Genomic DNA, 23,596 nt, shown 5'->3' on the forward strand with positions numbered 1-23,596 from the left:
ATCAGGCTAATCAGGTTTCCTGAAGGCCGAGTTTTTTCTCCAGATAGTGGATATTGGTTCCACCGTGCTGGAAGTTTTCGTCAGACATGATCTTCATCTGTAGCTCAACGTTCACTTTGATGCCGTCGATGATCAGCTCAGCCAACGCATTTTTCATGCGGGCGATTGCCACATCACGGGTTTCACCGTAAGTGATCAGTTTACCGATCATGGAGTCATAGTACGGCGGCACAGTGTAGCCAGCGTAGATATGCGATTCCCAACGCACGCCAAAACCACCGGGTGCATGGAAGCGGGTGATCTTGCCTGGGCTTGGCAGGAAGGTGTTCGGATCTTCGGCGTTGATACGGCATTCTACCGCATGGCCACGGATCACCACGTCTTCCTGTTTGATCGACAAAGGCTGACCGGCAGCAATACGCAGCTGCTCTTTGATCAGGTCAACACCGGTAATCATCTCGGTAACCGGGTGTTCAACCTGGATACGGGTGTTCATCTCGATGAAGTAGAACTCGCCGTTTTCGTACAGGAACTCGAAAGTCCCTGCGCCACGGTAACCGATTTCGATACAGGCTTTGGAGCAACGATCGCCGATGAAGCGACGCATCTCATCAGTGATACCGGGTGCTGGAGCCTCTTCCACCACTTTCTGGTGGCGGCGCTGCATGGAGCAGTCACGTTCAGCCAGATAAACGGCGTGGCCCTGACCGTCCGCCAACACCTGAATTTCGATGTGACGTGGGTTTTCCAGGTATTTTTCCATATAGACCATATCATTGTTGAAAGCCGCTTTGGCTTCCGCACGGGTCATATTAATGGACTGTTCCAGATCTTTTTCATGACGCACAACGCGCATACCACGACCACCACCGCCGCCAGACGCTTTGATGATTACCGGGTAGCCGATTTGCTTACCGAAGGCACGGTTCTTATCCATATCTTCGGTCAGCGGGCCGTCAGAGCCAGGTACGCAAGGTACGCCAGCTTTCTTCATCGCATTGATTGCAGAAACTTTGTCACCCATCAGGCGAATGGTTTCAGCTTTCGGGCCGATAAAGATGAAGCCTGAACGCTCAACCTGCTCAGCAAAGTCCGCATTCTCGGACAGGAAGCCGTAGCCTGGATGGATCGCCACCGCACCGGTGATCTCTGCTGCAGAGATCAGGGCAGGGATGTTCAGGTAGCTTTTTACGGACTGTGCAGGACCAATACAGACGGTCTCATCTGCCAGCAGTACGTGTTTCAAATCGCGGTCCGCGGTTGAATGCACGGCAACAGTTTTGATGCCCAGCTCTTTACAGGCACGCAGAATGCGCAGCGCGATTTCACCACGGTTAGCTATTACAATTTTATCCAGCATGGTTCGCCTCGTTATTCGATGACTACCAGCGGCTCGTCAAATTCAACGGGTTGGCCGCTTTCGACCAGGATCGCTTTTACTACGCCGGATTTATCGGCTTCGATCTGGTTCATCATTTTCATCGCTTCAACGATGCACAGAGTGTCGCCAGCGTTAACTTTCTGACCCACTTCCACAAACGCTTTAGCGTCCGGGCTTGGGGTACGGTAGAAAGTGCCCACCATTGGTGAACGTACGATGTGGCCACTGATCTCGGCTGCAGCCGGAGCTTCCATCGCTGGTGCAGTTGCAGGTGCGACGGCGTTAGCCAGCGCAGGCTGCTGCTGCATCATCGGTGCAGCATAGTGCTGCATCATTGGGTAGCCCGTGTTGGCCGGTGCGCGACTGATGCGAACAGACTCTTCACCTTCAGAAATTTCCAGTTCAGAAATGCCTGATTCTTCAACCAGTTCGATCAGTTTTTTAATCTTACGAATATCCATGAGTGTGGTTCCGTACTCTGTTTAATTAGATTGTGACAGGCGTTTAACCGCCGTCTGCAAAGCCCAGGAATAACCGTCGACACCAAGTCCACAGATTACGCCGGCAGCAATATCAGAAAGATATGAATGATGACGGAAAGGCTCGCGAGCATGCACATTCGACAGGTGGACTTCAATGAATGGGATGCTGACTGCCAGCAGGGCATCCCGAAGCGCTACGCTGGTATGGGTGAATGCCGCCGGGTTAATGACGATATAATCGACATTGCCTTTCGCCTCATGAATGCGGTCAATTAACGCGTGTTCCGCATTGGACTGGAGATGGCTCATCTTCACGTTGAGCGCATCAGCTTGCGTGGTAAGGTCACTTACAATCTCTGCCAGGGTCGTTTTACCGTACTTCTCAGGCTCACGTGTGCCGAGAAGGTTCAGGTTGGGACCGTTTAAAAGCAGTATGTGAAACTTATCCGTCATCTTGCTGCTATCTCCTGCGATAATTGAGGCATCGCACAAAATACAACGCGAAACGCCATTTGTCACCTTTCCAGATGAAATTAGGTCGGTTCGCAAGTTTGAAGTCGGGCATTATAACGATTTCGTGGCAATTCGCAGCTAAATACTGGTCGTATCAGCGAAGATTATCAACCACCTGGCAAAAACGGCAGGTGGTTTAATGCCAGATATGCGGAGTGGCACACAGTCTTAAGCGGGTTTTTAACGAAACCACTGGCGAAACTTTTTGTAGCGCCATGCCAGCAAGATCGCTGCAATTAGCGCATAAATCCACGGTTGTGGACTGAAAGTCTTCACCGACCACAAGTAATGGATGGGGGCGAGGATCAGCACCAGGTAAACACCGTTATGCAGGGTTTGCCAGCGTCTGCCCAGCTTGCGCTGCGCTCTCTGAAACGACGTCAGGGCCAAAGATAAGAGGATTAACCAGCTGATAATGCCCAGGGTCAGGTAAGGTCGGGAGATCAGTTCAGAGCCCAGCAGGCCGAGATTGCTGATGCCCAGCTCCAGCACCGAATAGCTTACCAGGTGCAGTGTTGCCCAGGCAAAACACCACAGGCCCAGTAGGCGGCGCACACGGATCAACAGCGGTTGCTTACCGTAGCGCGCTAGCGGGGTGATCAGCAGCGAGCCCAGCAGGAACTTCAACGCCATTCTGCCGGTAAAATGTTGTATGTCTTTCGCCGGGTCGGCGCTGAACCAGCCCTGATCGATGGAGAGAAGCAACCAGATTAAAGGAAGAAAACCCGCAAGGTGCAGGATAACCTTTAAGCCGGTAATTTGCCTGGCGGTGATACGCATCACTAGAAATTCTCCCGCAGATCCAACCCACGGTATAAAGAAGCCACCTGATCCGCATAGCCGTTAAACAGCAAGGTAGGCTGGCGTTTGACATCAAGAATGCCACCTGAACCAATAAAACGCTCTGTCGCCTGCGACCAGCGAGGGTGATCCACATGCGGGTTCACATTGCCGTAAAAACCATACTCGTTTGAGGCGAGCTGATTCCAGGTGGTTGGCGGCATATCTTTGACCAGGGTGATTTTGACAATCGATTTGATGCCTTTAAAGCCGTATTTCCACGGCACGGTCAGTCGAACAGGTGCACCATTTTGCGGGGGCAGCGCTTTACCGTAAACGCCGGTGGTCAGCATCGTCAGAGGATGCATCGCCTCATCAAGGCGCAATCCTTCAACATAGGGATAGTCGATACCGCCGCCAATAAAACGATCTTTCTGGCCCGGCATTTCATCCGGGGCATAGATGGTCTGGAACGCCACATAACGCGCGTTGCTGGTGGGTTCGGCGGCTTTCAGCAGTTTGCCCAATTCAAAACCGATCCAGGGCACGACCATCGACCAGGCTTCAACACAACGCATCCGGTAAATACGCTGTTCAAGCGGGAAGCGTTTGAAAATATCGTCCATGGATAGCGTCAGGGGTTTCGCAACTTCGCCGCCGATTTCAATTTTCCAGTCGTCGGTTTTCAACGTTCCGGCGTTAGCCGCAGGATCGGCCTTATCGAGGCCAAACTCATAATAGTTGTTGTAGCCGGTGACTTTATCTTCCGGCGTCAGGGCTAAATCGGCCTGATACTGAACGGGTTTGCTGAAGTCGAGGGGTTTTCCAGAAGGCGCTTTAGGGCGGTCGTTGCCTTTAAACCAGGATAAGACGTCGGCGTGAGCCGCAGAGGGCAGCGATAACGCCGCCGCGCTAATACCCAGCGTTTTCAGCAACTCGCGGCGACGGGCGTTAAAAATGCTCTCGGGGGTAACATCGCGTTCGGTAAGTTTATCAAAGGGCTTCATCAGGCGGCCTCCACAGGCTCGTTCTTCTCTTCCTGTTAGCATGACCAAAGAGTCGGCTTTGCGCGAATAAACGACGTAAAATGTGAAATTTCCTGGAATGAGAATCACCTGAAAATGAACGGCGAAACGTCAGGCAAATGCGGAGACACGTATACTCGCACGGCGGGTCATTAATCTGACATCCGCCAGGTCAACGCCCGCCAGGATATGGTACTTTCAGTGGCGGTCTGATTTTGGGCAGCGGAGAGTCATACATTTATTCGGCACGGGTTCAGGACGCGAAACGCGTTACTTTATCCGCAGTGATGGGCACAGGGATGCGATTAACCACCAAACTTTCGACGATGATCACCTTACTGAGCGCACTGGCGATGTTACTGATGCTGGTGGGCTGCATTATGAGTTTTTTTTACCTCAGCACGCAAAGAAGCGAACACCGGCTTGAACTGATGGCTGGCGATGTGGATAGCGCGCTGCAAACCGAGTCACCCGAACAGGTTTCACAGTGGCTAAGCAAAGTGATGGGGCCACTGCAAATTGTTCGCACCGAGCTGATGCAAGGTGATCAAACCCGGTTAACCCTCGTGCATCATCAGGATCCGGTTCTGGATGATGAACAAAACCAGTATCGCGACACCGTCCTTCCGCTGCCAAAACATCCTGGTTACCGCCTCCATGTTCAGTGGGTCGATTCAACCGAAACCTGGCTGAAATCCTTTATCGGCGCCTTCATTCTTAGCGTGGTCATTGCGATAGTGGCGATCATGACCACGCTGCTGATCGTGACGCATCGCTGGCTTAACCGGCAGCTTCAGGGCATGGAGCGGCTTGAGGTCAGAGCCGGCAAGGTGATTAAAGGAGAGAGAGGCACGGTAAGGGCGGGGACGGTACATGAGTGGCCACCCAAGGCCAGCAGCGCTATCGATTTACTGCTGGCAGACCTGCAGGAAGCGGGCGAGCAGCGCACGCGCATTGATACCTTAATCCGGACGTTTGCCGCGCAGGACGCGACCACCGGGCTGAACAATCGCCTGTTCTTTGATAACCAACTGGCGACCATGCTGGAGGATACCGAAACCGGCGGCACGCACGGCATGGTAATGATGATCCGCCTGCCGGACTTTGACACACTGCGGGATAACTGGGGACACAACCAGACCAAAGACTATCTGTTTGCGCTGGTGAACCTGTTATCGACCTTTGTGATGCGTTATCCCGGCGCCTTGCTGGCGCGCTATTTCCGCAGTGATTTTGCCGTTCTCCTTCCTCACCGCAGCCTGAAGGATGCCGACAGCATTGCATCCCAGCTTATTCATGCCGTGGATGCGCTGCCGCCGACGCGAATGTTGGATCGCGAGGATATTATCCACATCGGTATCAGCGCCTGGCACAGCGGGCAGGAAACGCAGCAGGTAATGGAAAACGTTGAACTGGCTACCCGACATGCCGCTTTACTGGGTGGCAACAACTGGTCGGTGGGTGAAGCGCCGCAGCAAGAGTTCACCCGCGGCAGCGTTAAATGGCGCACGCTGCTGGAAAATACTCTGCATCGTGGCGGCCCAAGACTGTATCTGAAACCCGCAGTGACCCTTGATGGGACCGTTCATCATCGGGAAATGATGCCGCGTATCTATGATGGCGAGAAGGAGCTGCTCTCAGCCGAGTATCTGCCTTTCGTTCAGCAGTTAGGCATGGCCGAAGGATACGACCGTCAGTTAGTCACCCGGATCCTGTCGCTGTTGCCGATTTGGCCAGAGGAAACCTTCGCCATTCCGCTGACAGTTGATGCCCTTATGCAGCGCCCTTTTCAGATTTGGCTCAGGGATATGCTGCTGCAATGCACTAAATTGCAAAGAAACCACATTTTATTTGAACTTGCAGAAGCAGATGTGTGTCAACACATCAGCCGTTTGGGTTCTGCGTTTCGATTGTTGAAGGGTTTTGGCTGTCGAATTGCGATTAATCAGGCGGGCCTGACGGTGGTCAGTACGGCTTATATCAGGCAGTTTGAGGTGGAGCTGATCAAGCTGCATCCTGCCCTGGTAAGAAACATCGAACGTCGTACAGAGAATCAGCTGTTTGTCAGGAGTCTTCTGGAGAGCTGTACCAGAACTTCTACCCAGGTTTTCGCGGCGGGTGTCCGCACCAGAGGCGAGTGGCAAATCCTTGCGGAGCTAGGTGTGGCGGGTGGTCAGGGCGATTTCATCGCGCCGTCACAGCCGCTAAACACCAGCGTAAAAAAATATTCGCAAAGATATCAAGTTTAATCTGCCGTTGTGCTGGATTTCACGTAGAATACCCGCGCGGCTGTGGTGCCGGCATGGGGGATCTGGTCAGCCCAGTGACCCAAAGAATGTTAAATTTTATGTACGTTATGTCCGTCTGTCAGCCCTGAATTCTGAGCGCATTAGCCTGACATCAGGCTTGTGGTTCGCAACGCGACTTCAGGGTGTGGCCCTTGCGTGAGATAGCGTGATTTTTCACCGAAGTAGACTGTTTTTGCGCCTTGTCGCTGCTTCGTGTGGTTGGTAAAGTAAGCGGATTTTATTTTCCGCCCCCAGCTTGCAGGATTATCCTTTAGTATGTTTAAAAAATTCCGTGGCATGTTTTCCAACGACTTGTCCATCGACTTGGGTACAGCCAATACCCTGATCTACGTGAAAGGGCAGGGTATCGTTCTGAACGAACCTTCCGTCGTTGCCATCCGTCAGGATCGTGCCGGTTCCCCTAAAAGCGTTGCGGCAGTCGGTCATGATGCAAAACAGATGCTGGGTCGTACCCCCGGCAATATCGCTGCTATTCGGCCAATGAAAGACGGCGTCATCGCCGATTTCTTCGTTACCGAAAAAATGCTGCAACACTTTATCAAACAGGTTCACAGCAACAGCTTCATGCGCCCAAGTCCGCGCGTGTTGGTGTGTGTACCTGTCGGCGCGACGCAGGTTGAGCGTCGCGCAATCCGTGAATCCGCCCAGGGCGCAGGAGCACGTGAAGTGTTCCTGATTGAAGAGCCTATGGCTGCGGCAATCGGTGCTGGCCTGCCGGTGTCTGAAGCAACCGGTTCAATGGTTGTGGATATCGGTGGCGGTACAACAGAAGTGGCGGTTATCTCGCTGAACGGCGTGGTTTACTCTTCTTCCGTCCGTATCGGTGGCGATCGCTTTGATGAAGCGATCATTAATTATGTGCGCCGTAACTACGGTTCACTGATTGGTGAAGCGACCGCTGAACGTATCAAGCACGAAATCGGCTCTGCTTATCCGGGCGATGAAGTGCGTGAAATTGAAGTCCGTGGTCGTAACCTGGCAGAAGGTGTGCCGCGTGGCTTCACGCTGAACTCCAACGAAATCCTGGAAGCGCTTCAGGAGCCGCTGACCGGTATCGTTAGCGCGGTGATGGTTGCACTGGAACAGTGTCCGCCAGAACTGGCATCCGACATCTCTGAACGCGGTATGGTTCTGACCGGTGGTGGCGCATTGCTGCGTAACCTCGATCGTCTGCTGATGGAAGAAACCGGTATTCCGGTCGTGGTGGCAGAAGATCCGCTGACCTGCGTTGCTCGCGGTGGCGGTAAAGCGTTGGAAATGATCGACATGCACGGCGGCGATTTGTTCAGCGAAGAATAATTTGCTTTAAGGAGTGTAGGTACGCTCTGTCCTGCACTCCTTTTTTAAGATGTCGAGGAATACGCCGAGTTTATGAAGCCGATCTTCAGCAGGGGACCTTCCCTGCAGTTACGCTTATTTTTAGCGGTTATTGTGGCTATAGGCGTGATTGTCGCCGACAGTCGTATGGGCGCTTTCAGCCAGATACGCACCTATATGGATACGGCGGTCAGCCCATTCTATTTTCTGGCCAACGGGCCACGTCAAATTCTGGACAGTGTTTCTGAAACACTGGCCTCTCGCCAGCAGCTCGAACTGGAAAACAAAGGCTTACAGCGCGAACTGATGCTCAAGAACAGCGAATTGCTGATGCTGGGTCAGTTTAAGCAGGAAAATGCCCGTCTCCGCGAACTGTTGGGTTCCCCTCTGCGTCAGGACGAGCACAAGATGGTCACCCAGGTGATCTCCACCGGTACCGATCCCTACACCGACCAGGTGGTGATTGATAAAGGCAGCGTGAACGGCGTTTACGAAGGCCAGCCGGTGATCAGTGATAAAGGTGTGGTCGGGCAGGTGGTTGCCGTGGGCAAAATCACCAGCCGGGTGATGCTGATCTGTGACTCGTCCCATGCCTTGCCTATTCAGGTACTGCGTAACGATATTCGGGTGATCGCGGCGGGCAACGGCTGTACTGAAGACTTGCAGCTGGAACACCTGCCAGGTAACACCGACATTCGCGTTGGCGATGTGTTGGTGACCTCCGGACTGGGCGGCCGTTTCCCTGAAGGCTATCCTGTTGGCGTGGTCTCTTCCGTCAAGCTTGATACCCAGCGCGCTTACACCGTAATCCAGGCCCGACCTACCGCAGGTCTCCAGCGTCTGCGTTACCTGTTGCTGCTTTGGGGTGCCGATCGTAATGGCACGATGCCAATGGCGCCGAATGAAGTGCACCGGGTGGCCAACGAGCGACTGATGCAGATGATGCCGCAGGTTCTGCCTGCCGCGAATGAACTGATGGGACCGCCCGCACCGGGGCAACCTGCGGGATCCGTTCCTGCTGCTTCCGGTCAAACCGCTGTTCCTGCCGCGCCTTCTTCTGCGGGTCGCCAGGCCGCGCCTGCTGCCCGCGGAGGCCAGCCTTGAGCAGTTATCGCAGCCATGGGCGTTGGGTTATCTGGCTGTCGTTCCTGGTCGCACTGGTATTACAAATTATGCCGTGGCCTGAACAGTTCTTTATGTTCAGGCCGTCATGGCTTCTTCTGATCCTGATTTACTGGGTGTTGGCTCTGCCTCATCGCGTGAATGTCGGCACAGGCTTTGTGATGGGTTCTATACTGGATCTTATCTCTGGCTCGACGCTGGGCGTTCGTGCTCTGGCTTTCAGCATCGTGGCTTATCTGGTGGCGTTCAAATTCCAACTGTTCCGTAACCTCGCGCTCTGGCAGCAGGCGCTGATGGTCATGGTGCTGTCGTTGGCAATGGATGTCATTGTATTTTGGGCTGAATTTTTAGTGATAAACGTCTCATTCCGGCCGGAAATTTTCTGGAGTAGCGTAGTAGACGGTATCCTCTGGCCCTGGCTGTTCTTGTTGATGAGAAAAATACGCCGCCAGTTTGCCGTACAATAAGGACGATTATGGTATCCCTTTATCTGGCCTCTGGTTCTCCCCGTCGTCGCGAGTTGCTCACGCAGCTTGGCCTGCGCTTTGAACGCCTCTCTACTCAAGTCGAAGAACTTAAACGCCCGGACGAGCAGGCTGAAGCCTACGTTCGCCGTCTCGCCTGTGAAAAAGCTCAGGCCGGTGTTGCCGTGGCTGAACGGGATCTGCCGGTGCTTGGCGCTGACACCATTGTAGTGCTGAACGGTGAGGTGCTGGAAAAACCTGAAGATCAGGCTGACGCCGCCAAAATACTGACTAAACTGTCTGGTCAGACGCATCAGGTACTGACCGCCGTTGCGCTTGCAGATAAAGCGAGCATCCTGGACTGTCTGGTGGTCACCGACGTCACTTTTCGCACCTTAACCGCTGAGGATATTGCCGCCTACATTGCCAGCGGTGAACCGATGGATAAAGCCGGAGCCTATGGCATTCAGGGGTTAGGAGGCAATTTTGTTCGCAAAATTAATGGAAGCTATCACGCAGTGGTCGGGTTGCCGTTGGTTGAAACCGCTGAGTTGCTCAGTCACTTTCAGTCACTGCGTGAGGTAAGGGAACAACATGACCGCTGAACTGCTGGTAAATATCACCCCTTCGGAAACGCGTGTAGCCTATATTGATGGCGGCATCCTGCAGGAAATCCATATCGAGCGCGAAGCGCGCCGTGGGATTGTGGGCAATATTTATAAAGGGCGCGTCAGCCGTGTTTTGCCCGGCATGCAGGCCGCTTTTGTCGATATCGGTCTGGAAAAGGCCGCCTTCCTGCACGCCTCGGATATCATGCCGCACACGGAATGCGTCGCCGGAGATGAACAGAAAAACTTCTCAGTGCGCGATATCTCTGAGCTGGTCCGTCAGGGGCAGGACCTGGTGGTTCAGGTGGTGAAAGATCCCCTGGGCACCAAAGGCGCACGCCTGACCACAGACATTACTCTGCCATCACGCTATCTGGTGTTTATGCCTGGCGCCTCACACGTGGGGGTGTCTCAGCGCATTGAAAGTGAAGCCGAGCGCGACCGTCTTAAAAAGGTGGTGTCTGCTTACTGTGACGAGCTGGGCGGTTACATCATCCGCACGGCGGCTGAAGGTGTAGGTGAGGTTGAGCTGGCGTCTGACGCGGCATTTCTGAAACGCCTGTGGACCAAGGTGATTGAGCGCAGAAAACGCAACCAGACGCGCTGCCGCCTGTATGGCGAAGTGGCCTTATCCCAGCGCATCCTGCGTGATTTTGCCGGTGCAGCGCTCGACCGGATCCGCATTGACTCCCGTCTGACCTACGAGCACCTGGTGGAGTTTACCGGCGAATATATCCCGGAAATGACCGCCAAACTGGAACTGTATACCGGCAAGCAACCGATCTTCGATCTGTTTGACGTTGAGAATGAGATCCAACGTTCGCTGGATCGTAAAGTGGAGCTGAAGTCCGGTGGCTATCTGATCATCGACCAAACCGAAGCGATGACCACCATCGACATCAATACCGGTGCGTTCGTCGGCCATCGCAATCTTGATGAGACCATCTTCAATACCAACATTGAAGCGACGCACGCCATTGCCCGGCAGTTACGTCTGCGTAATCTCGGCGGCATTATCATCATCGACTTTATTGATATGACCAATGAAGATCACCGACGCCGGGTGCTGCATTCGCTTGAGCAGGGGCTAAGCAAAGACCGGGTGAAAAGCGGTATCCATGGCTTCTCACAGCTTGGGCTGGTGGAGATGACGCGTAAGCGCACCCGGGAAAGTATTGAACATGTGCTTTGCCAGGATTGCCCGGTCTGTAAGGGACGCGGCACGCTGAAAACGGTGGAGACGGTCTGTTATGAGATCATGCGTGAAATTGTTCGCGTACATCATGCTTATGACTCGGACCGCTTCCTGGTATACGTTTCACCTGCGGTGGGTGAAGCGCTGAAATCCGAAGAATCACACGCGCTGGCCGAAGTAGAAATCTTCGTTGGCAAGCAGGTCAAAGTCCAGGTTGAACCGCTCTATACCCAGGAGCAGTTTGACGTGATCATGATGTGACCAGCACAAGGAGAAGTGTGTGAGGCGATTACCAGGGATCCTGCTACTGACTGGCGCAACCATCGTGGTGATTGTTGCGCTGATGGTCAGTGGGCTGCGTCTGGTGATGCCGCATCTGAACAGCTGGCGCGAACCGCTGCTGGAAAAAATTTCGTCCGTGGCCGGCATGCCGGTGGAAGCCAGTGCGCTGAACGGCACCTGGGAAAACTTCGGCCCGGTGCTGGAAATCCGCGATCTGCACGTCAGCCTGAAAGAAGGTGATGACTTAAAAGCCCAACGCATCACGCTGGCGCTGGATATCTGGCAGTCAATGCTCCACCTGCGCTGGCAGTTCCGCAATCTGACCTTCTACCAATTGAATCTGGCAACCAGTCAGCCGTTAACCTCAGGCAACGGTGAGAAACTGCAGCTGGAGCCGGGTAAGTTCAGCGATCTGTTCCTTCGTCAGTTCGATCACTTCGATCTCCGCGACAGTCATATCAGCTTTGTCACCCTTTCCGGTCAGCGTGCGCGACTGGATGTTCCTCAGCTCACCTGGCTAAACGAGAAAAACCGTCACCGGGCGGAAGGCGTGGTCAGCCTGTCCAGTTTTAACGGTCAGCATGGTGAAATTCAGGTGCGGCTGGATCTGAGCGACAGCAACGGCTATCTGGATACCGGCCGGGTGTGGATGCAGGCGGATGATGTCGACATGAAACCCTGGCTAGGACAGTGGATGCGTGATAATACCAGCCTGGACAGTGCACGATTCAGTCTGGCGGCATGGATGAGCCTGAAAGAGGGTGAAATCTATGATGGCGATATCCAGCTGAAAAAAGGCGGCGCGCGCTGGAAGGGCGACCAACAGCAGCATCATCTGACCGTCGATAACGTTACCGCGCACATTGTCCGCTTCAACAGCGGCTGGAGCATTGAGGTCCCTCAGACCAATCTGGTGACCGACGGCCACCCGTGGCCGAAAGGCCAGCTGTCGGGTATGTGGCAGCCTGAGAATGGCGTATTGCCTGGCCCGGATCACAATGAAGAAGTTCGCGTGCGCGCCACGCAGCTGGATCTGGAACGGCTGGATCCGCTAATACCTCTGTTTGCCAAACTGACCCCAACACTGCTGCAAAACTGGCGTGCGTTGCAACCTAAAGGCCGCATTGAAGCGCTGGCGGTGGATATTCCAGTCCAACAACCGGAACAGAGCCGTTTCCAGGCCAAATGGCGGGATCTCAGCTGGCAACACTGGGAACTGCTGCCCGGTATGAAGCATTTCAGTGGGTCGGTGAGCGGTGCGGTGGCGAACGGGCAGGTCGATTTCAACGTCAACAACGCCACTTTACCTTACGGTTCGATGTTCCGGGCACCGCTTGAAATAGAACATGCCACAGGGGCATTGAGCTGGCAGTACGCCATCGACCACTTCACCCTTGCAGGCCATCAGTTAGATGTGAAGGCGCGTTCCCTGTGGGCGAAAGGCGACTTCACCTACGCCCAGCCGAAGGACAAAGCGCCACGACTGGATATTCTGGCCGGCATCAATGTGACCGATGCCGGCGATGCCTGGCGTTACTTCCCTGAACCGCTGATGGGCAAATCGCTGGTGGACTACCTCAGCGGCGCCATTAAGGGCGGGCATGTGCAGAATGCCTCACTGATTTTCGCCGGTAACCCCCAACTGTTCCCGTTCAAACATAATGACGGGCTGTTTGAGGTCTGGGTGCCGCTGAAACAATCAACTTTCCAGTTCCAGCCAGGCTGGCCGGATCTGCAAAATCTGGATATCAACCTCGACTTCGTTAATGACGGCCTGTTTATGAAAGCCGAACACACCAAACTGGGGCAGGTTGATGGCAGAAATATCTCGGCGGTGATCCCGGATTATCTGAAAGAGAAGCTGATCATTGATGCTGACATCAACGGTGCCGGCAAAGCGATTGGCGACTACTTTAATCAGACGCCATTGAAACCCTCACTGGGTGCCGCGCTTGATGAGCTGCAGATTGGCGGAGATGTGAGTGGTCGCTTACATTTGGATATTCCGCTGGATGGCGAGCTGGTCCGGGCCACCGGCGATGTAAATCTGAAGGACAACACGCTGTACATCAAGCCGCTCGATAGCACCATCAAGCAGCTGACTGGCCACTTTACCTATGATAATGGCGACCTGAAGAGCGACCCGATGACCGCCAACTGGTTCGGGCAGCCGATGGATGTGAGCTTCAACACCCATGAGGGCGACAAGAACTACCAGATTGGCGTTGATCTTAAAGGGGATTGGCAGCCAGGCAAGATGGATGTGGTTCCTGCACAGATCCGTGACAAGCTCACCGGCGATGCCAGCTGGAAGAGCAACGTGCTGATCAATCTGCCGCACGCTGGCAGCGCAAACTATCAAGTTGTTTTGGACGGTGACCTGAAAAATGTGAGTAGTCACTTACCTCCACCGCTTGATAAAGAGCGGAATGTGGCGATGCCGGTTAAAGTCAGCGCCAAAGGTGACCTCAACAGTTTCAACCTCAGCGGTTCCGTCGGCAGTAACCGCCACTTCAACAGTCAGTGGCTATTGGGCAAGCAGCTGAAGATCGATCGTGGAATCTGGGAGAACGACAGCAAAGGTCTGCCTGCCCTTCCCGAGGTGGACGGCATGGTTCTGAATCTGCCTCCGCTGGATGGCGAAGCCTGGCTGGGGCTGTTCAACAGCCAAAGCACGGGCAAAACGGCTGGTGGATCGTCTTCGCAGCAGGCCACTAAAAGCCGGGCGTTTATCCCGGGGAATATCACTCTACGCACGCCAGTGCTGACGCTGGGTGGCCAGCAGTGGCACGATCTTGAAGCCACGCTGAGTGAGACCGTATCGGGAGATACGCAAATTCAGGCTAAGGGCAAAGAGATTAACGGCACGCTGAAGATGAACCAACGTTCACCCTGGGCTGCTCATCTCAACTACCTTTATTACAATCCGGAATGGGCCTCCGCGGAGGGCAGTTCCCCTCTGCCGGGCGACAGCAGCAAGATTGATTTCAGTCGCTGGCCAGCGCTGGCACTGACCTGCGATGAATGCTGGCTACGCGGGCAGAAATTTGGCCGGATGGCGGCAGATGTCAGCCATTCCAGCGACACGCTGACCCTGAAAAATGGCCTGATTGATACCGGAAGCTCGCGGCTTAAAGTCGAGGGCGAGTGGGTTAATCGTCCTGGCGCCCAGCGTACGGCTTTAAAAGGCGTGCTGAGTGGCAAGAAAATCAATGATGCCACCAACTGGTTTGGGGTGAACACGCCACTGCGGAATTCGCCGTTCAATATCGATTACGATCTTCACTGGCAGTCCGCTCCGTGGCAGCCTTCAGAAGCGACCTTAAGCGGCGTGCTGAAGTCGCATTTCGGTGCCGGTGAAATTGCCGATGTGAATACTGGCAGAGCCGGACAGCTCTTGCGGCTGGTGAGTTTTGATGCGCTGCTGCGCAAAATGCGGCTGGATTTCAGTGATACCTTCAGTCAGGGCTTCTATTACGACTCGATCAGCGGAACGGCGTGGATTGAAAAGGGCGTGATGCACACCGACAATTTGCTGGTGGACGGGTTGGAAGCTGACATTGCGATGAAGGGCAAAATGGACCTGGTGAAACGCCAGATCGATATGGAAGCGGTTGTGGCGCCGGAGATCTCCGCGACCGTCGGTGTGGCAGCAGCGTTTGCGGTCAATCCGATTGTCGGTGCGGCGGTGTTTGCCGCCAGCAAAGTACTCGGTCCGCTGTGGAACAAAATTTCGGTGCTTCGCTACCATATTTCCGGCTCGATAGATAAGCCGCAGATTGACGAAGTGCTGCGTAAGCCCGTTGAAAAGAGCGCGAAGTGAATTTGACGTGACCTGCGAATTGCCTCAGGCTATAGATATGCGATGCCAGCGGTTACTGGCTCATCCAAACAGAGCGAGAATTCATGAGTCTGAATCTGGTAAGTGAGCAGTTACTAACTGCTAACAACATTAATCAACAGGATCTCTTTTCCCTTCTCGGTCAGCTGTCTGAACGTAAACTGGATTATGCCGACCTCTATTTCCAGTCCAGCTTTCACGAATCCTGGGTGCTGGAAGACCGCATCATTAAAGATGGTTCATGGAATATCGATCAGGGTGTCGGCGTCCGTGCCGTCAGCGGCGAAAAGACCGGTTTTGCCTATGCAGACCAGATCACGCTGAATGCCCTGACGCAGAGCGCCACCGCTGCGCGCAGCATTGTCCGTGAGCAGGGGAATGGAAAATCCCATACGCTTGGCGCGGTGATGCATCGTTCGTTGTACCCAACGGTGGATCCGCTGCAGAGCCTGACCCGTGAAGAAAAAATTGCGTTATTGCACCGCGTCGATAGCGCCGCACGCGCTGCGGACAAACGCGTTCAGGAAGTCAGCGCCAGCCTGAGCGGCGTGTATGAAATGATTCTGGTTGCCGCCACTGACGGCACGCTGGCCACCGATATACGCCCGCTGGTTCGCCTTTCTGTCAGCGTACAGGTGGAGGAGAACGGCAAGCGTGAGCGTGGTTCAAGCGGCGGCGGCGGGCGCTTCGGCTATGAATTCTTTCTGGCTGATGAGTCTGGCGAAATGCGCGCCGAAGCCTGGGCGCGTGAAGCGGTGCGAATGGCACTGGTTAATTTGAATGCGGTTGCTGCCCCGGCAGGCACCATTCCGGTTGTGCTGGGTGCCGGCTGGCCGGGCGTGCTGTTGCATGAAGCGGTCGGTCATGGTCTGGAAGGTGACTTTAACCGCCGTGGAACCTCGGTCTTTAGTGGCCAGATGGGCCAGCTGGTGGCTTCTGAGCTCTGTACCGTGGTCGACGATGGCACCATCGAAGGCCTGCGTGGTTCGCTGGCTGTCGATGATGAAGGCGTACCGGGTCAGTACAACGTGCTGATTGAAAACGGCATTCTGAAAGGTTACATGCAGGATAAGCTCAATGCGCGCCTGATGGGGGTTAACCCGACGGGCAATGGCCGCCGTGAGTCCTATGCTCATCTGCCAATGCCGCGTATGACCAATACCTATATGCTGGCCGGTAAATCCACGCCGCAGGACATCATCGAAAGCGTGGAGTACGGCCTGTATGCACCGAACTTCGGCGGCGGTCAGGTTGATATCACCTCAGGTAAGTTTGTGTTCTCGACTTCAGAGGCGTATCTGATTGAGAACGGCAAGGTCACCAAACCGGTAAAAGGCGCGACCTTGATTGGCTCGGGCATCGAAGCGATGCAGCAAATCTCGATGGTTGGAAACGACCTTGCGCTGGATAAAGGCGTGGGCGTTTGCGGTAAAGAAGGCCAGAGTCTGCCGGTCGGTGTGGGTCAGCCCACGCTGAAGCTTGATAAGCTGACGGTTGGCGGCACCGCGTAATCCGTTTAGCTGCAGGCTGAAAAGCGACACCCAAAGGGACGAGAAATCGTCCCTTTTGCTTTTCTGGCCTCTACTCCTGCCGCGATTCCTGATAAACGTCCGCCACCTTATCGAAATACTCGGTGAGATAGTTAATACACACCTGCACCTTCAACGGCAGCTTGTCCTTTTGCGTATAAACCGCATAAACCGGCCTTGGTGCGGATTGGTAATGGGCAAACAGGATCTCCACCTGTCCGGCGTTAATCTCATCGATCACCCACATTAACGGCACATGGGCGATGCCGGTTCCTGAAACCAGCCAGCGGATCAGGGTTTGTGAATCATTGGTGGCAAAACGCCCCTGAAGAGAAAGGCGGATAGAGACTCCTTCAGGCGACGTCAGCTCGAAATCGTTATCCGGGCGGACGCTGTACTCCAGCCACGAAAAGTTACCTAAATCTGACGGTTTCTCCGGTGTGCCATGTTGCGTCAGATAGCTTTTTGCAGCGCAAACCACCATCGGCATTGACCCCAACCGCCGTGAAAACAAGCTGGAGTCCTGCAGCGCGCCGACGCGGATCACTAAATCCAGCCCGTCAGCGATAAGATCGGGAGCCGGGCTGCCGGTGACCAGATTTACGGTCAGGCCGGGATATTCCCGCAGCATCTCTGCCGTCATGTTGGCCAGCACGTTTTGCGCCATGGTGGAAGAACTGCCAATGCGCAAGGTTCCCACTGGGGTATTGTTAAACGCGTACAGCTGTTCATGAACCTGCTGCGCTTCGGACATCATTCGTCGACAGCCCTGGAAGTAGATCTTCCCGGCTTCGGTCAGTCCCAGGCTGCGGGTACTGCGATTCAACAATTTGACCTGGAGTTCATCTTCCAGTTTGGCTACAGTCTGGCTGACGGCCGAGACGCTCATTTGCATCCGGTTAGCCGCTGCGGTAAAGGATCCCAGTTCTACCACCCGTGCAAACACGGACATGCCCTTAAGTCTTTCCATTGTTAACCCTGGCTTAAAAGTGATTTAGATCACATTAGGTAGAAAACACATAGTCAGGCGCGTTATTATAGCGGCGCCGGGTTACCTTTCCGTAACTCCACTCACCACAATGCTGGCTCCTGAATACGCTATTATTCATTGAGCGCCGGTTATGATTATCTGACAGCTTGTCTGTTACTCTATCATCATCAACCTGTAAAGCAGCAGCCCCCCTGAACCGGGAGGTGGCTTGAGTCTGCCAGAAGGCGTGTGCCCGGTGAGGTACTGACAAGGATAAAAGATGAGTATGCTTCCGGTTATTGTGATATTTGGGCTCTCTTTTCCGCCCATTTTCTTCGAAATTATTGTGTCATTGATGCTGTTCTGGCTGGTGCGTCGTTTGCTGACACCAACGGGGATCTATGACCTGGTCTGGCATCCTGCACTGTTTAATACAGCACTCTACTGCTGCCTGTTCTACCTGGTTTCCCGATTGTTTGTCTGAGGTCATAGTGAAAGCGCTAACAACAAAAATTGCCCGATACGCCATAACCCTGATTCTGGTCGTCATCGCCGTTATCCTGATTTTCCGCGCATGGGTGTTCTACACAGAATCCCCGTGGACACGTGATGCTAAATTTACTGCGGATGTCGTGGCGATTGCCCCGGACGTTAGCGGCCTGATAACGGATGTTAAGGTACGCGATAACCAGCTGGTGAAGAAAGACCAGGTGCTGTTCGTGGTCGATCAGCCGCGCTATCAACAGGCGCTGGATGAAGCTGAAGCCGATGTGGCTTACTACCAGGCGCTGGTGAACGAGAAACGTCGTGAAGCGGCCCGCCGTAATCAGTTGGGTGTTTCTGCCATGTCCCGAGAGGCCATTGAGCAATCCAATAACGATTATCAGACCTCCGAACACCAGTTGGCGAAATCCATCGCGACGCGCGATACCGCAAAACTGGATCTGACGCGTACCGTGGTGAAAGCGCCAGCAGATGGTTGGGTGACTAACCTGAACGTTTACCGCGGTGAATTCATTACCCGTGGCTCAACCGCCGTGGCGTTGGTGCAGCAGCATACTTTCTATGTGCTGGCCTATATGGAAGAAACCAAGCTGGAAGGCGTTCGTCCGGGTTACCGTGTCGAGATTACGCCGCTGGGCAGCAACCGCGTATTGCATGGTACGGTGGACAGCGTTGCGGCGGGTGTTACCAACAGCAGCAGCACCATCGACAGCAAAGGGATGGCGACCATTGACTCCAACCTTGAGTGGGTGCGTCTGGCGCAGCGTGTGCCGGTGCGTATTCACCTGGACGAGCAGCAGGGCAATCTTTATCCATCCGGCACTACAGCGACAGTGGTGGTAACGGGCGCAGCCGATCGCAAGCCGGAACAGATGTCACCGATGTCGAAGTTGATGCATCGCCTGCGTGAGTTCGGCTAAGCAGGAGAGCATTATGCAGTGGCACCGTTTGCGGTTCCCGATCAAGCTGACATTTGCCATTGTGCTGTCTTTGCTAATCGGTTTTCACTTCAATCTTGAGACGCCTCGCTGGGCGGTAATGACCGCCTGCATTGTGGCAGGTGGAACGGCGTTTGCTGCCGGTGGCGATCCGTTCTCCGGCGCGCTTCGCCACCGCGGTATGTTGCGTATTATCGGTACCTTCCTCGGGTGCATTGCGGCACTGACCATCATGATCGCCACCATCCGGGCACCGGCGCTAATGATGCTGCTTTGCTGCATGTGGGCCGGACTCTGCGTCTGGCTCTCTTCCCTGATCAAAATTGAAAACTCCTATGCGCTGGGCCTGGCGGGTTACACCGCGCTGATCATTGTGGTCAGTGTGGATGCGAACGGTTCAGTGCTGCTGGCTCCGCAGTTTGCGGTGGAACGCTGCAGCGAAATCATCATCGGGATTGTCTGCGCCATCCTCGCCGATATGCTGTTTTCGCCGCGCTCGGTGAAGCAGGACATTGACCGGGAAATTGATGCCCTGCTGGTGGATCAGTACAAGCTGATGCAGCTTTGTGTCGCGCACGGCGACAAGGAAGAAGTCGACAGGTTGTGGACCAACCTGGTTCGCCGCACCACGGCGCTGAACGGCATGCGGGGCAACCTGATGATGGAGTCCAGCCGCTGGCAGAAAATCGATGAGCGCATGCGTGCGCTGAATACTCTTTCGCTGACGCTGATTACTCAGGCCGCCGAAACCTATCTTATCCAGGACAGCCGAAAAGAGTATGTCCCGCCGCAGTTCCATATCTTCTTTGATAAATCGGTAGAAAACATCGGTGACATCCACAAGCGGATGAAAATTATGCGCCGGGTTATCACCACCAGTGGCAGCAAAAACACACCGGTTACGTTGCAGAACTGGGTGGTCGCCGCCACGCGCTACCTGTTGTTGTTAAAAGGGATCCATACCAATAGCAGCATCAGCCGTATTGAGCGGGAAGTGCTGAAGGATGAGCCGGTGGTGAAGATGCGTTCGGCCGAATCACGGCATGCGATGATCAACGGTATCAGGACGTTTGTCGCCACCGCGGTCGGCTCTCTTTTCTGGCTGTGGACCGGCTGGGCTTCCGGAAGCGGTGCGATGGTGATGCTGGCGGTGATCACCGCGCTGGCGATGCGGATGCCGAATCCCCTGATGATGGCCAAGGATTTCCTCTATGGCATGATCGTGGCGATCCCACTCGGATCGCTCTATTACATGGTGATCATGCCGTCAACCCAGCAAAGTATGCTGCTGTTGTGCATCTCGCTGGGGGTGATGGCATTTATCGGTGGAATACTGATCCAGCGGCGGCAGATTGGTACTTTGGGTGGCCTGGTTGGCACCATCAACATTATTACCCTGGATAACCCGATGACCTTTAACGTCACCGCGTTTCTGGATAACGCGTTGGGGCAGGCTATCGGCTGCTTCCTCGCGCTGCTGGTGATCCTGTTGATCCGGGACACGTCGAAAGCCCGCACCGGCCGCATCCTGCTGAATCGCTTTATGTATGCCGCGGTGGCCGCCATGAGCACCAATCAGGCTCGCCGTCGTGAGAATCATCTGCCGGCGCTGTATCATCAGCTCTTTATGTTGCTGAATATTTTCCCTGGTGATATCGATAAATTCCGCATTGCCCTGACGTTGATCATCGGACACCAGCGTTTGCGGGATGCAGATATCCCGGTTAATGAGGATTTATCGGCTTACCATAAACAGCTGCGGCATACCGCCGATCAGGTCATTGCCGCGAGAACCGATGCAAAACGTCATCGTTACTTCGAGCAGCTGCTGGCCGAGCTGGACACTTATCAGGGCAAGCTGGTGCATTATGACGCGCCGCTGAACGTAACCGAGCCGGTCAAAAGGCTGGCGAATACGCTGAAAAAGTACCAGAACACCCTCATCCAAATCTGACTTTACGCTGATACCGTTCGGTATCAGCGCTTTCCCATTCACGTTTCTCTCCGACGGGTTCATACAGGGATAAAGTGTGCCATCTATACTTATTCCATCAGGATGGCAAACCCCTCAGGAGAACACGATGAGCACCTCATTACTTCAGGATCACGAACTGTTCCAGACCGGCTATTTTTGTGATGGCAAATGGCTGCGTACCGCTGCCACCTTCGATGTACTGAATCCGGCAACCGGTGAAGTGGTCGCCCAGGTCGCCAAAGCCGGTAAAAGCGAAACAGAGCAGGCGATCGCCGCTGCAGAGAAGGCTTTCCCCGCCTGGCGTGCTAAAACGGCCAAAGAGCGCAGCGAAATCCTCAACCGCTGGTATCAGCTGATGATCGACAACAAAGCCTGGCTCGGGGCGTTAATGACCGCAGAACAGGGCAAACCGGTGAAGGAAGCAGAAGGCGAAGTGGAGTATGCCGCCAGCTTCATTCAATGGTTTGCTGAACAGGCCAAGCGCGCTAATGGCGAGATCATTCCTCCTGCCAAAGCCGGCTCGCGGATCCTGGCAACGCGGGAACCGATTGGTGTGGTGGCCGCGATCACGCCGTGGAATTTCCCAATGGCAATGTTGACCCGCAAACTTGGTCCGGCACTGGCCGCAGGCTGCACCGGAATTATCAAACCCGCCAACAACACCCCACTTTCAGCCTTTGCGCTGCTGGCACTGGCGAAGAAAGCCGGTGTACCCGATGGTGTCCTCAATGCTGTCGCGGGCGACACCCATGCAATCAGCGATGCCATTATGGCCAGCAAGGCGGTTCGGAAGATCTCGTTTACCGGCTCGACCGCCGTCGGCAAGCTGTTGATGCGAAATGCCGCAGAGACGATGAAAAAGGTCTCAATGGAGCTGGGCGGCAACGCACCCTATATCGTGTTTGATGATGCCGATATTGATGCCGCGGTGAAAGGCGCCATCGCCAATAAATTCCGTAATGCTGGCCAGGTTTGCGTCAGCGTGAACCGCTTCTATATCCACAACCGCGTTTATGACCGCTTCGTCAGCCAGCTGGCTGATGAGGTCAAGAAACTGAAGGTCGGAAATGGCATGGAAGAAGGGGTGATTGTCGGGCCGCTGATAGAGGCTTCAGCGCTGGAGAAAGTGGAAGAACACGTCAACGATGCGGTCGCTCACGGAGGCAAGATTGTTACTGGCGGTGCCCGCCATGAGCTGGGTGGCAATTTCTGGCAGCCCACGGTGATAGCCGAAGCCAACGAGAAGATGAAGCTGGCTAAAGAAGAGACCTTCGGCCCCGTCGCAGCCTGCTTCCGCTTTGATGAGGAAGACGAGGTTATTCGTCGGGCAAATGATACCGAATTCGGGCTGGCTGCGTATTTCTATACGCAAAACCTTCAGCGTGTATTCCGCGTGTCGGCGGCACTGGAAAGTGGCATGGTCGGCATTAACGAGTGTGCCGTCTCGACGGAACTGGCACCTTTCGGCGGCGTAAAAGAATCCGGCCTTGGACGTGAAGGTTCGGTACTGGGACTGGAAGAGTTTTTAGAAGTGAAAGCCCTGCATATTGGGGGACTTTAACTCACCGGGGGGCAGTATGCCGCCCAACCGTGTGCCTCGTGGAGCGGCTAGCATGAGAACAGAGATTTTTGATTTTGATGAAATTGTCGATCAGGCACACTTCTACCGCCAGTTCAGCGAACGATTTGCGCTGGCCGATCTGAATGTGAAGGATTTGGACAGCTTATGGGACGCGGTGACGCTGTTGCCATTACCCCTGGAAATTGAATTCATACATTTGGGGAGCGGACAGAAGCGGCGTTATGGCGCGTTAATCCTGCTGTTTGATGAAGCAGAAGAGGAGCTGGAAGGGCAGCTCCGTTTTAACGTTCGCTAGTTACCAGAGACAAAAAGGGCCCCGACAAGCGGGGCCAAAGGGTTCGTCATACTGACGAGGAATGTCTTACAGTAGCAGTGACAAGCCAGCTAGAGGGATTTGCGCGTTCGACAACACGCAGGTGCTGGCACCTTCTAATTTTTTGTACTTATCAAAATTTATTTATACAGCTCTGCGGTGGCGTGGTAGCTGCCATCGTTACGCGCTTCGATCACACGATAAGAGCTGGCACCTTGCTGATCCGCTTTCTGAGAAAGCTCATGACGGATATCGGTTGGCGCGCCATCAACACCACTGACACTAATGGTGCCCATTGACTGCAGATTCTGCTCGCTTGCCTGCTGGTCAGTTATCAGGTGAGCGGCGCTGGCGCCGAAAGAAAGAACTGAGGACAGGCCGAGTACTGCGATTGCTAATTTGGTTTTCATGATAGATGCTCCAGATAGGGTTGAGCGGTAACCGAAAGGGCTAAAAAGCGTTTATT

The 23,596-nt window shown here is 54.4% G+C and carries 20 protein-coding genes; 13 read left to right on the forward strand and 7 right to left on the reverse strand.

Annotation, left to right across the window (positions count from 1 at the left end):
- Positions 1–10: 10 nt before the first annotated feature.
- The 5 genes from accC to msrP all read right to left on the reverse strand — a co-directional run bounded on the left by accC (position 11) and on the right by msrP (position 4,163).
- Positions 11–1,360 (reverse strand): acetyl-CoA carboxylase biotin carboxylase subunit, encoded by a 1,350-nt coding sequence (accC, locus tag AC1UKS_RS02395; RefSeq protein ID WP_482435599.1) that lies wholly within the window; start codon positions 1,358–1,360, stop codon positions 11–13.
- Between the two features lie 11 nt (positions 1,361–1,371).
- Complete coding sequence (accB, locus tag AC1UKS_RS02400) at positions 1,372–1,842, reverse strand: acetyl-CoA carboxylase biotin carboxyl carrier protein (protein WP_013204091.1); 471 nt, start codon at positions 1,840–1,842, stop codon at positions 1,372–1,374.
- A gap of 21 nt (positions 1,843–1,863) precedes the next feature.
- Positions 1,864–2,316, reverse strand: a complete 453-nt coding sequence (gene aroQ, locus AC1UKS_RS02405) for a type II 3-dehydroquinate dehydratase (RefSeq protein WP_013204090.1) — start codon at positions 2,314–2,316, stop codon at positions 1,864–1,866.
- A gap of 240 nt (positions 2,317–2,556) precedes the next feature.
- Positions 2,557–3,156 carry a protein-methionine-sulfoxide reductase heme-binding subunit MsrQ gene (gene msrQ, locus AC1UKS_RS02410; protein ID WP_482436869.1) on the reverse strand — a complete coding sequence of 200 codons (600 nt, stop codon included), beginning with the start codon at positions 3,154–3,156 and terminating at the stop codon, positions 2,557–2,559.
- 2 nt (positions 3,157–3,158) lie between these two features.
- Positions 3,159–4,163: a protein-methionine-sulfoxide reductase catalytic subunit MsrP gene (gene msrP / locus AC1UKS_RS02415; RefSeq protein WP_482435600.1), complete on the reverse strand. Its 1,005-nt coding sequence runs from the start codon at positions 4,161–4,163 to the stop codon at positions 3,159–3,161.
- A gap of 317 nt (positions 4,164–4,480) precedes the next feature.
- On the opposite strand from msrP, the gene csrD reads away from it, so the two are divergent.
- The 8 genes from csrD to tldD all read left to right on the forward strand — a co-directional run bounded on the left by csrD (position 4,481) and on the right by tldD (position 16,830).
- Entirely contained in the window at positions 4,481–6,430 is a 1,950-nt protein-coding gene (gene csrD / locus AC1UKS_RS02420; protein WP_482435601.1) for an RNase E specificity factor CsrD, read from the forward strand.
- Positions 6,431–6,745: 315 nt separating this feature from the next.
- Positions 6,746–7,789 (forward strand): rod shape-determining protein MreB, encoded by a 1,044-nt coding sequence (gene mreB / locus AC1UKS_RS02425; RefSeq protein ID WP_003855260.1) that lies wholly within the window; start codon positions 6,746–6,748, stop codon positions 7,787–7,789.
- Positions 7,790–7,861: 72 nt separating this feature from the next.
- Positions 7,862–8,911, forward strand: coding sequence for a rod shape-determining protein MreC (gene mreC / locus AC1UKS_RS02430; protein WP_053145087.1), 1,050 nt, complete (start codon positions 7,862–7,864; stop codon positions 8,909–8,911).
- A complete protein-coding gene (gene mreD, locus AC1UKS_RS02435) occupies positions 8,908–9,396 on the forward strand; it encodes a rod shape-determining protein MreD (protein ID WP_053145085.1) in 489 nt (162 codons plus the stop codon). The genes mreC and mreD overlap by 4 nt, the downstream gene beginning before the upstream one ends.
- Positions 9,397–9,404: 8 nt before the next feature.
- Entirely contained in the window at positions 9,405–9,998 is a 594-nt protein-coding gene (locus AC1UKS_RS02440) for a Maf family protein (RefSeq protein ID WP_265909774.1), read from the forward strand.
- Positions 9,988–11,457 carry a ribonuclease G gene (gene rng / locus AC1UKS_RS02445; protein ID WP_053145081.1) on the forward strand — a complete coding sequence of 490 codons (1,470 nt, stop codon included), beginning with the start codon at positions 9,988–9,990 and terminating at the stop codon, positions 11,455–11,457. The genes AC1UKS_RS02440 and rng overlap by 11 nt, the downstream gene beginning before the upstream one ends.
- A gap of 19 nt (positions 11,458–11,476) precedes the next feature.
- Entirely contained in the window at positions 11,477–15,301 is a 3,825-nt protein-coding gene (yhdP, locus tag AC1UKS_RS02450; RefSeq protein WP_482435603.1) for an AsmA2 domain-containing protein YhdP, read from the forward strand.
- Between the two features lie 83 nt (positions 15,302–15,384).
- Positions 15,385–16,830, forward strand: a complete 1,446-nt coding sequence (gene tldD, locus AC1UKS_RS02455; protein ID WP_013204081.1) for a metalloprotease TldD — start codon at positions 15,385–15,387, stop codon at positions 16,828–16,830.
- 70 nt (positions 16,831–16,900) lie between these two features.
- Here the strand turns inward: tldD and aaeR are convergent, their stop codons facing one another.
- A complete protein-coding gene (gene aaeR, locus AC1UKS_RS02460; RefSeq protein ID WP_013204080.1) occupies positions 16,901–17,818 on the reverse strand; it encodes an HTH-type transcriptional activator AaeR in 918 nt (305 codons plus the stop codon).
- Positions 17,819–18,098: 280 nt separating this feature from the next.
- Between aaeR and aaeX the strand changes: the two genes are divergently transcribed.
- From aaeX to AC1UKS_RS02485, 5 genes are all read left to right on the forward strand, one after another.
- Positions 18,099–18,302: a p-hydroxybenzoic acid efflux pump operon protein AaeX gene (aaeX, locus tag AC1UKS_RS02465; RefSeq protein ID WP_013204079.1), complete on the forward strand. Its 204-nt coding sequence runs from the start codon at positions 18,099–18,101 to the stop codon at positions 18,300–18,302.
- A gap of 7 nt (positions 18,303–18,309) precedes the next feature.
- Positions 18,310–19,242, forward strand: a complete 933-nt coding sequence (gene aaeA / locus AC1UKS_RS02470) for a p-hydroxybenzoic acid efflux pump subunit AaeA (RefSeq protein WP_013204078.1) — start codon at positions 18,310–18,312, stop codon at positions 19,240–19,242.
- Between the two features lie 13 nt (positions 19,243–19,255).
- Positions 19,256–21,214, forward strand: a complete 1,959-nt coding sequence (gene aaeB / locus AC1UKS_RS02475) for a p-hydroxybenzoic acid efflux pump subunit AaeB (RefSeq protein WP_482435604.1) — start codon at positions 19,256–19,258, stop codon at positions 21,212–21,214.
- Between the two features lie 127 nt (positions 21,215–21,341).
- Positions 21,342–22,796 carry an NAD-dependent succinate-semialdehyde dehydrogenase gene (locus tag AC1UKS_RS02480; protein WP_482435605.1) on the forward strand — a complete coding sequence of 485 codons (1,455 nt, stop codon included), beginning with the start codon at positions 21,342–21,344 and terminating at the stop codon, positions 22,794–22,796.
- Between the two features lie 52 nt (positions 22,797–22,848).
- Positions 22,849–23,112 carry a barstar family protein gene (locus AC1UKS_RS02485; protein WP_482435606.1) on the forward strand — a complete coding sequence of 88 codons (264 nt, stop codon included), beginning with the start codon at positions 22,849–22,851 and terminating at the stop codon, positions 23,110–23,112.
- A 158-nt stretch (positions 23,113–23,270) separates the two neighbouring features.
- Here the strand turns inward: AC1UKS_RS02485 and yhcN are convergent, their stop codons facing one another.
- Positions 23,271–23,540, reverse strand: coding sequence for a peroxide/acid stress response protein YhcN (gene yhcN / locus AC1UKS_RS02490; protein ID WP_482435607.1), 270 nt, complete (start codon positions 23,538–23,540; stop codon positions 23,271–23,273).
- Positions 23,541–23,596 lie beyond the last annotated feature (56 nt).

The organism is Erwinia sp. AK-PDG3-5, assembly GCF_056821705.1.

Excerpts from the sequence above, each read along its gene's own strand:
- accC (WP_482435599.1), bottom strand. The coding sequence starts at position 1,360 with ATGCTGGATAAAATTGTAATAGCTAACCGTGGTGAAATCGCGCTGCGC.
- accB (WP_013204091.1), bottom strand. The coding sequence starts at position 1,842 with ATGGATATTCGTAAGATTAAAAAACTGATCGAACTGGTTGAAGAATCA.
- aroQ (WP_013204090.1), bottom strand. The coding sequence starts at position 2,316 with ATGACGGATAAGTTTCACATACTGCTTTTAAACGGTCCCAACCTGAAC.
- msrQ (WP_482436869.1), bottom strand. The coding sequence starts at position 3,156 with ATGCGTATCACCGCCAGGCAAATTACCGGCTTAAAGGTTATCCTGCAC.
- msrP (WP_482435600.1), bottom strand. The coding sequence starts at position 4,163 with ATGAAGCCCTTTGATAAACTTACCGAACGCGATGTTACCCCCGAGAGC.
- csrD (WP_482435601.1), top strand. The coding sequence starts at position 4,481 with ATGCGATTAACCACCAAACTTTCGACGATGATCACCTTACTGAGCGCA.
- mreB (WP_003855260.1), top strand. The coding sequence starts at position 6,746 with ATGTTTAAAAAATTCCGTGGCATGTTTTCCAACGACTTGTCCATCGAC.
- mreC (WP_053145087.1), top strand. The coding sequence starts at position 7,862 with ATGAAGCCGATCTTCAGCAGGGGACCTTCCCTGCAGTTACGCTTATTT.
- AC1UKS_RS02440 (WP_265909774.1), top strand. The coding sequence starts at position 9,405 with ATGGTATCCCTTTATCTGGCCTCTGGTTCTCCCCGTCGTCGCGAGTTG.
- rng (WP_053145081.1), top strand. The coding sequence starts at position 9,988 with ATGACCGCTGAACTGCTGGTAAATATCACCCCTTCGGAAACGCGTGTA.
- tldD (WP_013204081.1), top strand. The coding sequence starts at position 15,385 with ATGAGTCTGAATCTGGTAAGTGAGCAGTTACTAACTGCTAACAACATT.
- aaeR (WP_013204080.1), bottom strand. The coding sequence starts at position 17,818 with ATGGAAAGACTTAAGGGCATGTCCGTGTTTGCACGGGTGGTAGAACTG.
- aaeX (WP_013204079.1), top strand. The coding sequence starts at position 18,099 with ATGAGTATGCTTCCGGTTATTGTGATATTTGGGCTCTCTTTTCCGCCC.
- aaeB (WP_482435604.1), top strand. The coding sequence starts at position 19,256 with ATGCAGTGGCACCGTTTGCGGTTCCCGATCAAGCTGACATTTGCCATT.
- AC1UKS_RS02480 (WP_482435605.1), top strand. The coding sequence starts at position 21,342 with ATGAGCACCTCATTACTTCAGGATCACGAACTGTTCCAGACCGGCTAT.
- AC1UKS_RS02485 (WP_482435606.1), top strand. The coding sequence starts at position 22,849 with ATGAGAACAGAGATTTTTGATTTTGATGAAATTGTCGATCAGGCACAC.
- yhcN (WP_482435607.1), bottom strand. The coding sequence starts at position 23,540 with ATGAAAACCAAATTAGCAATCGCAGTACTCGGCCTGTCCTCAGTTCTT.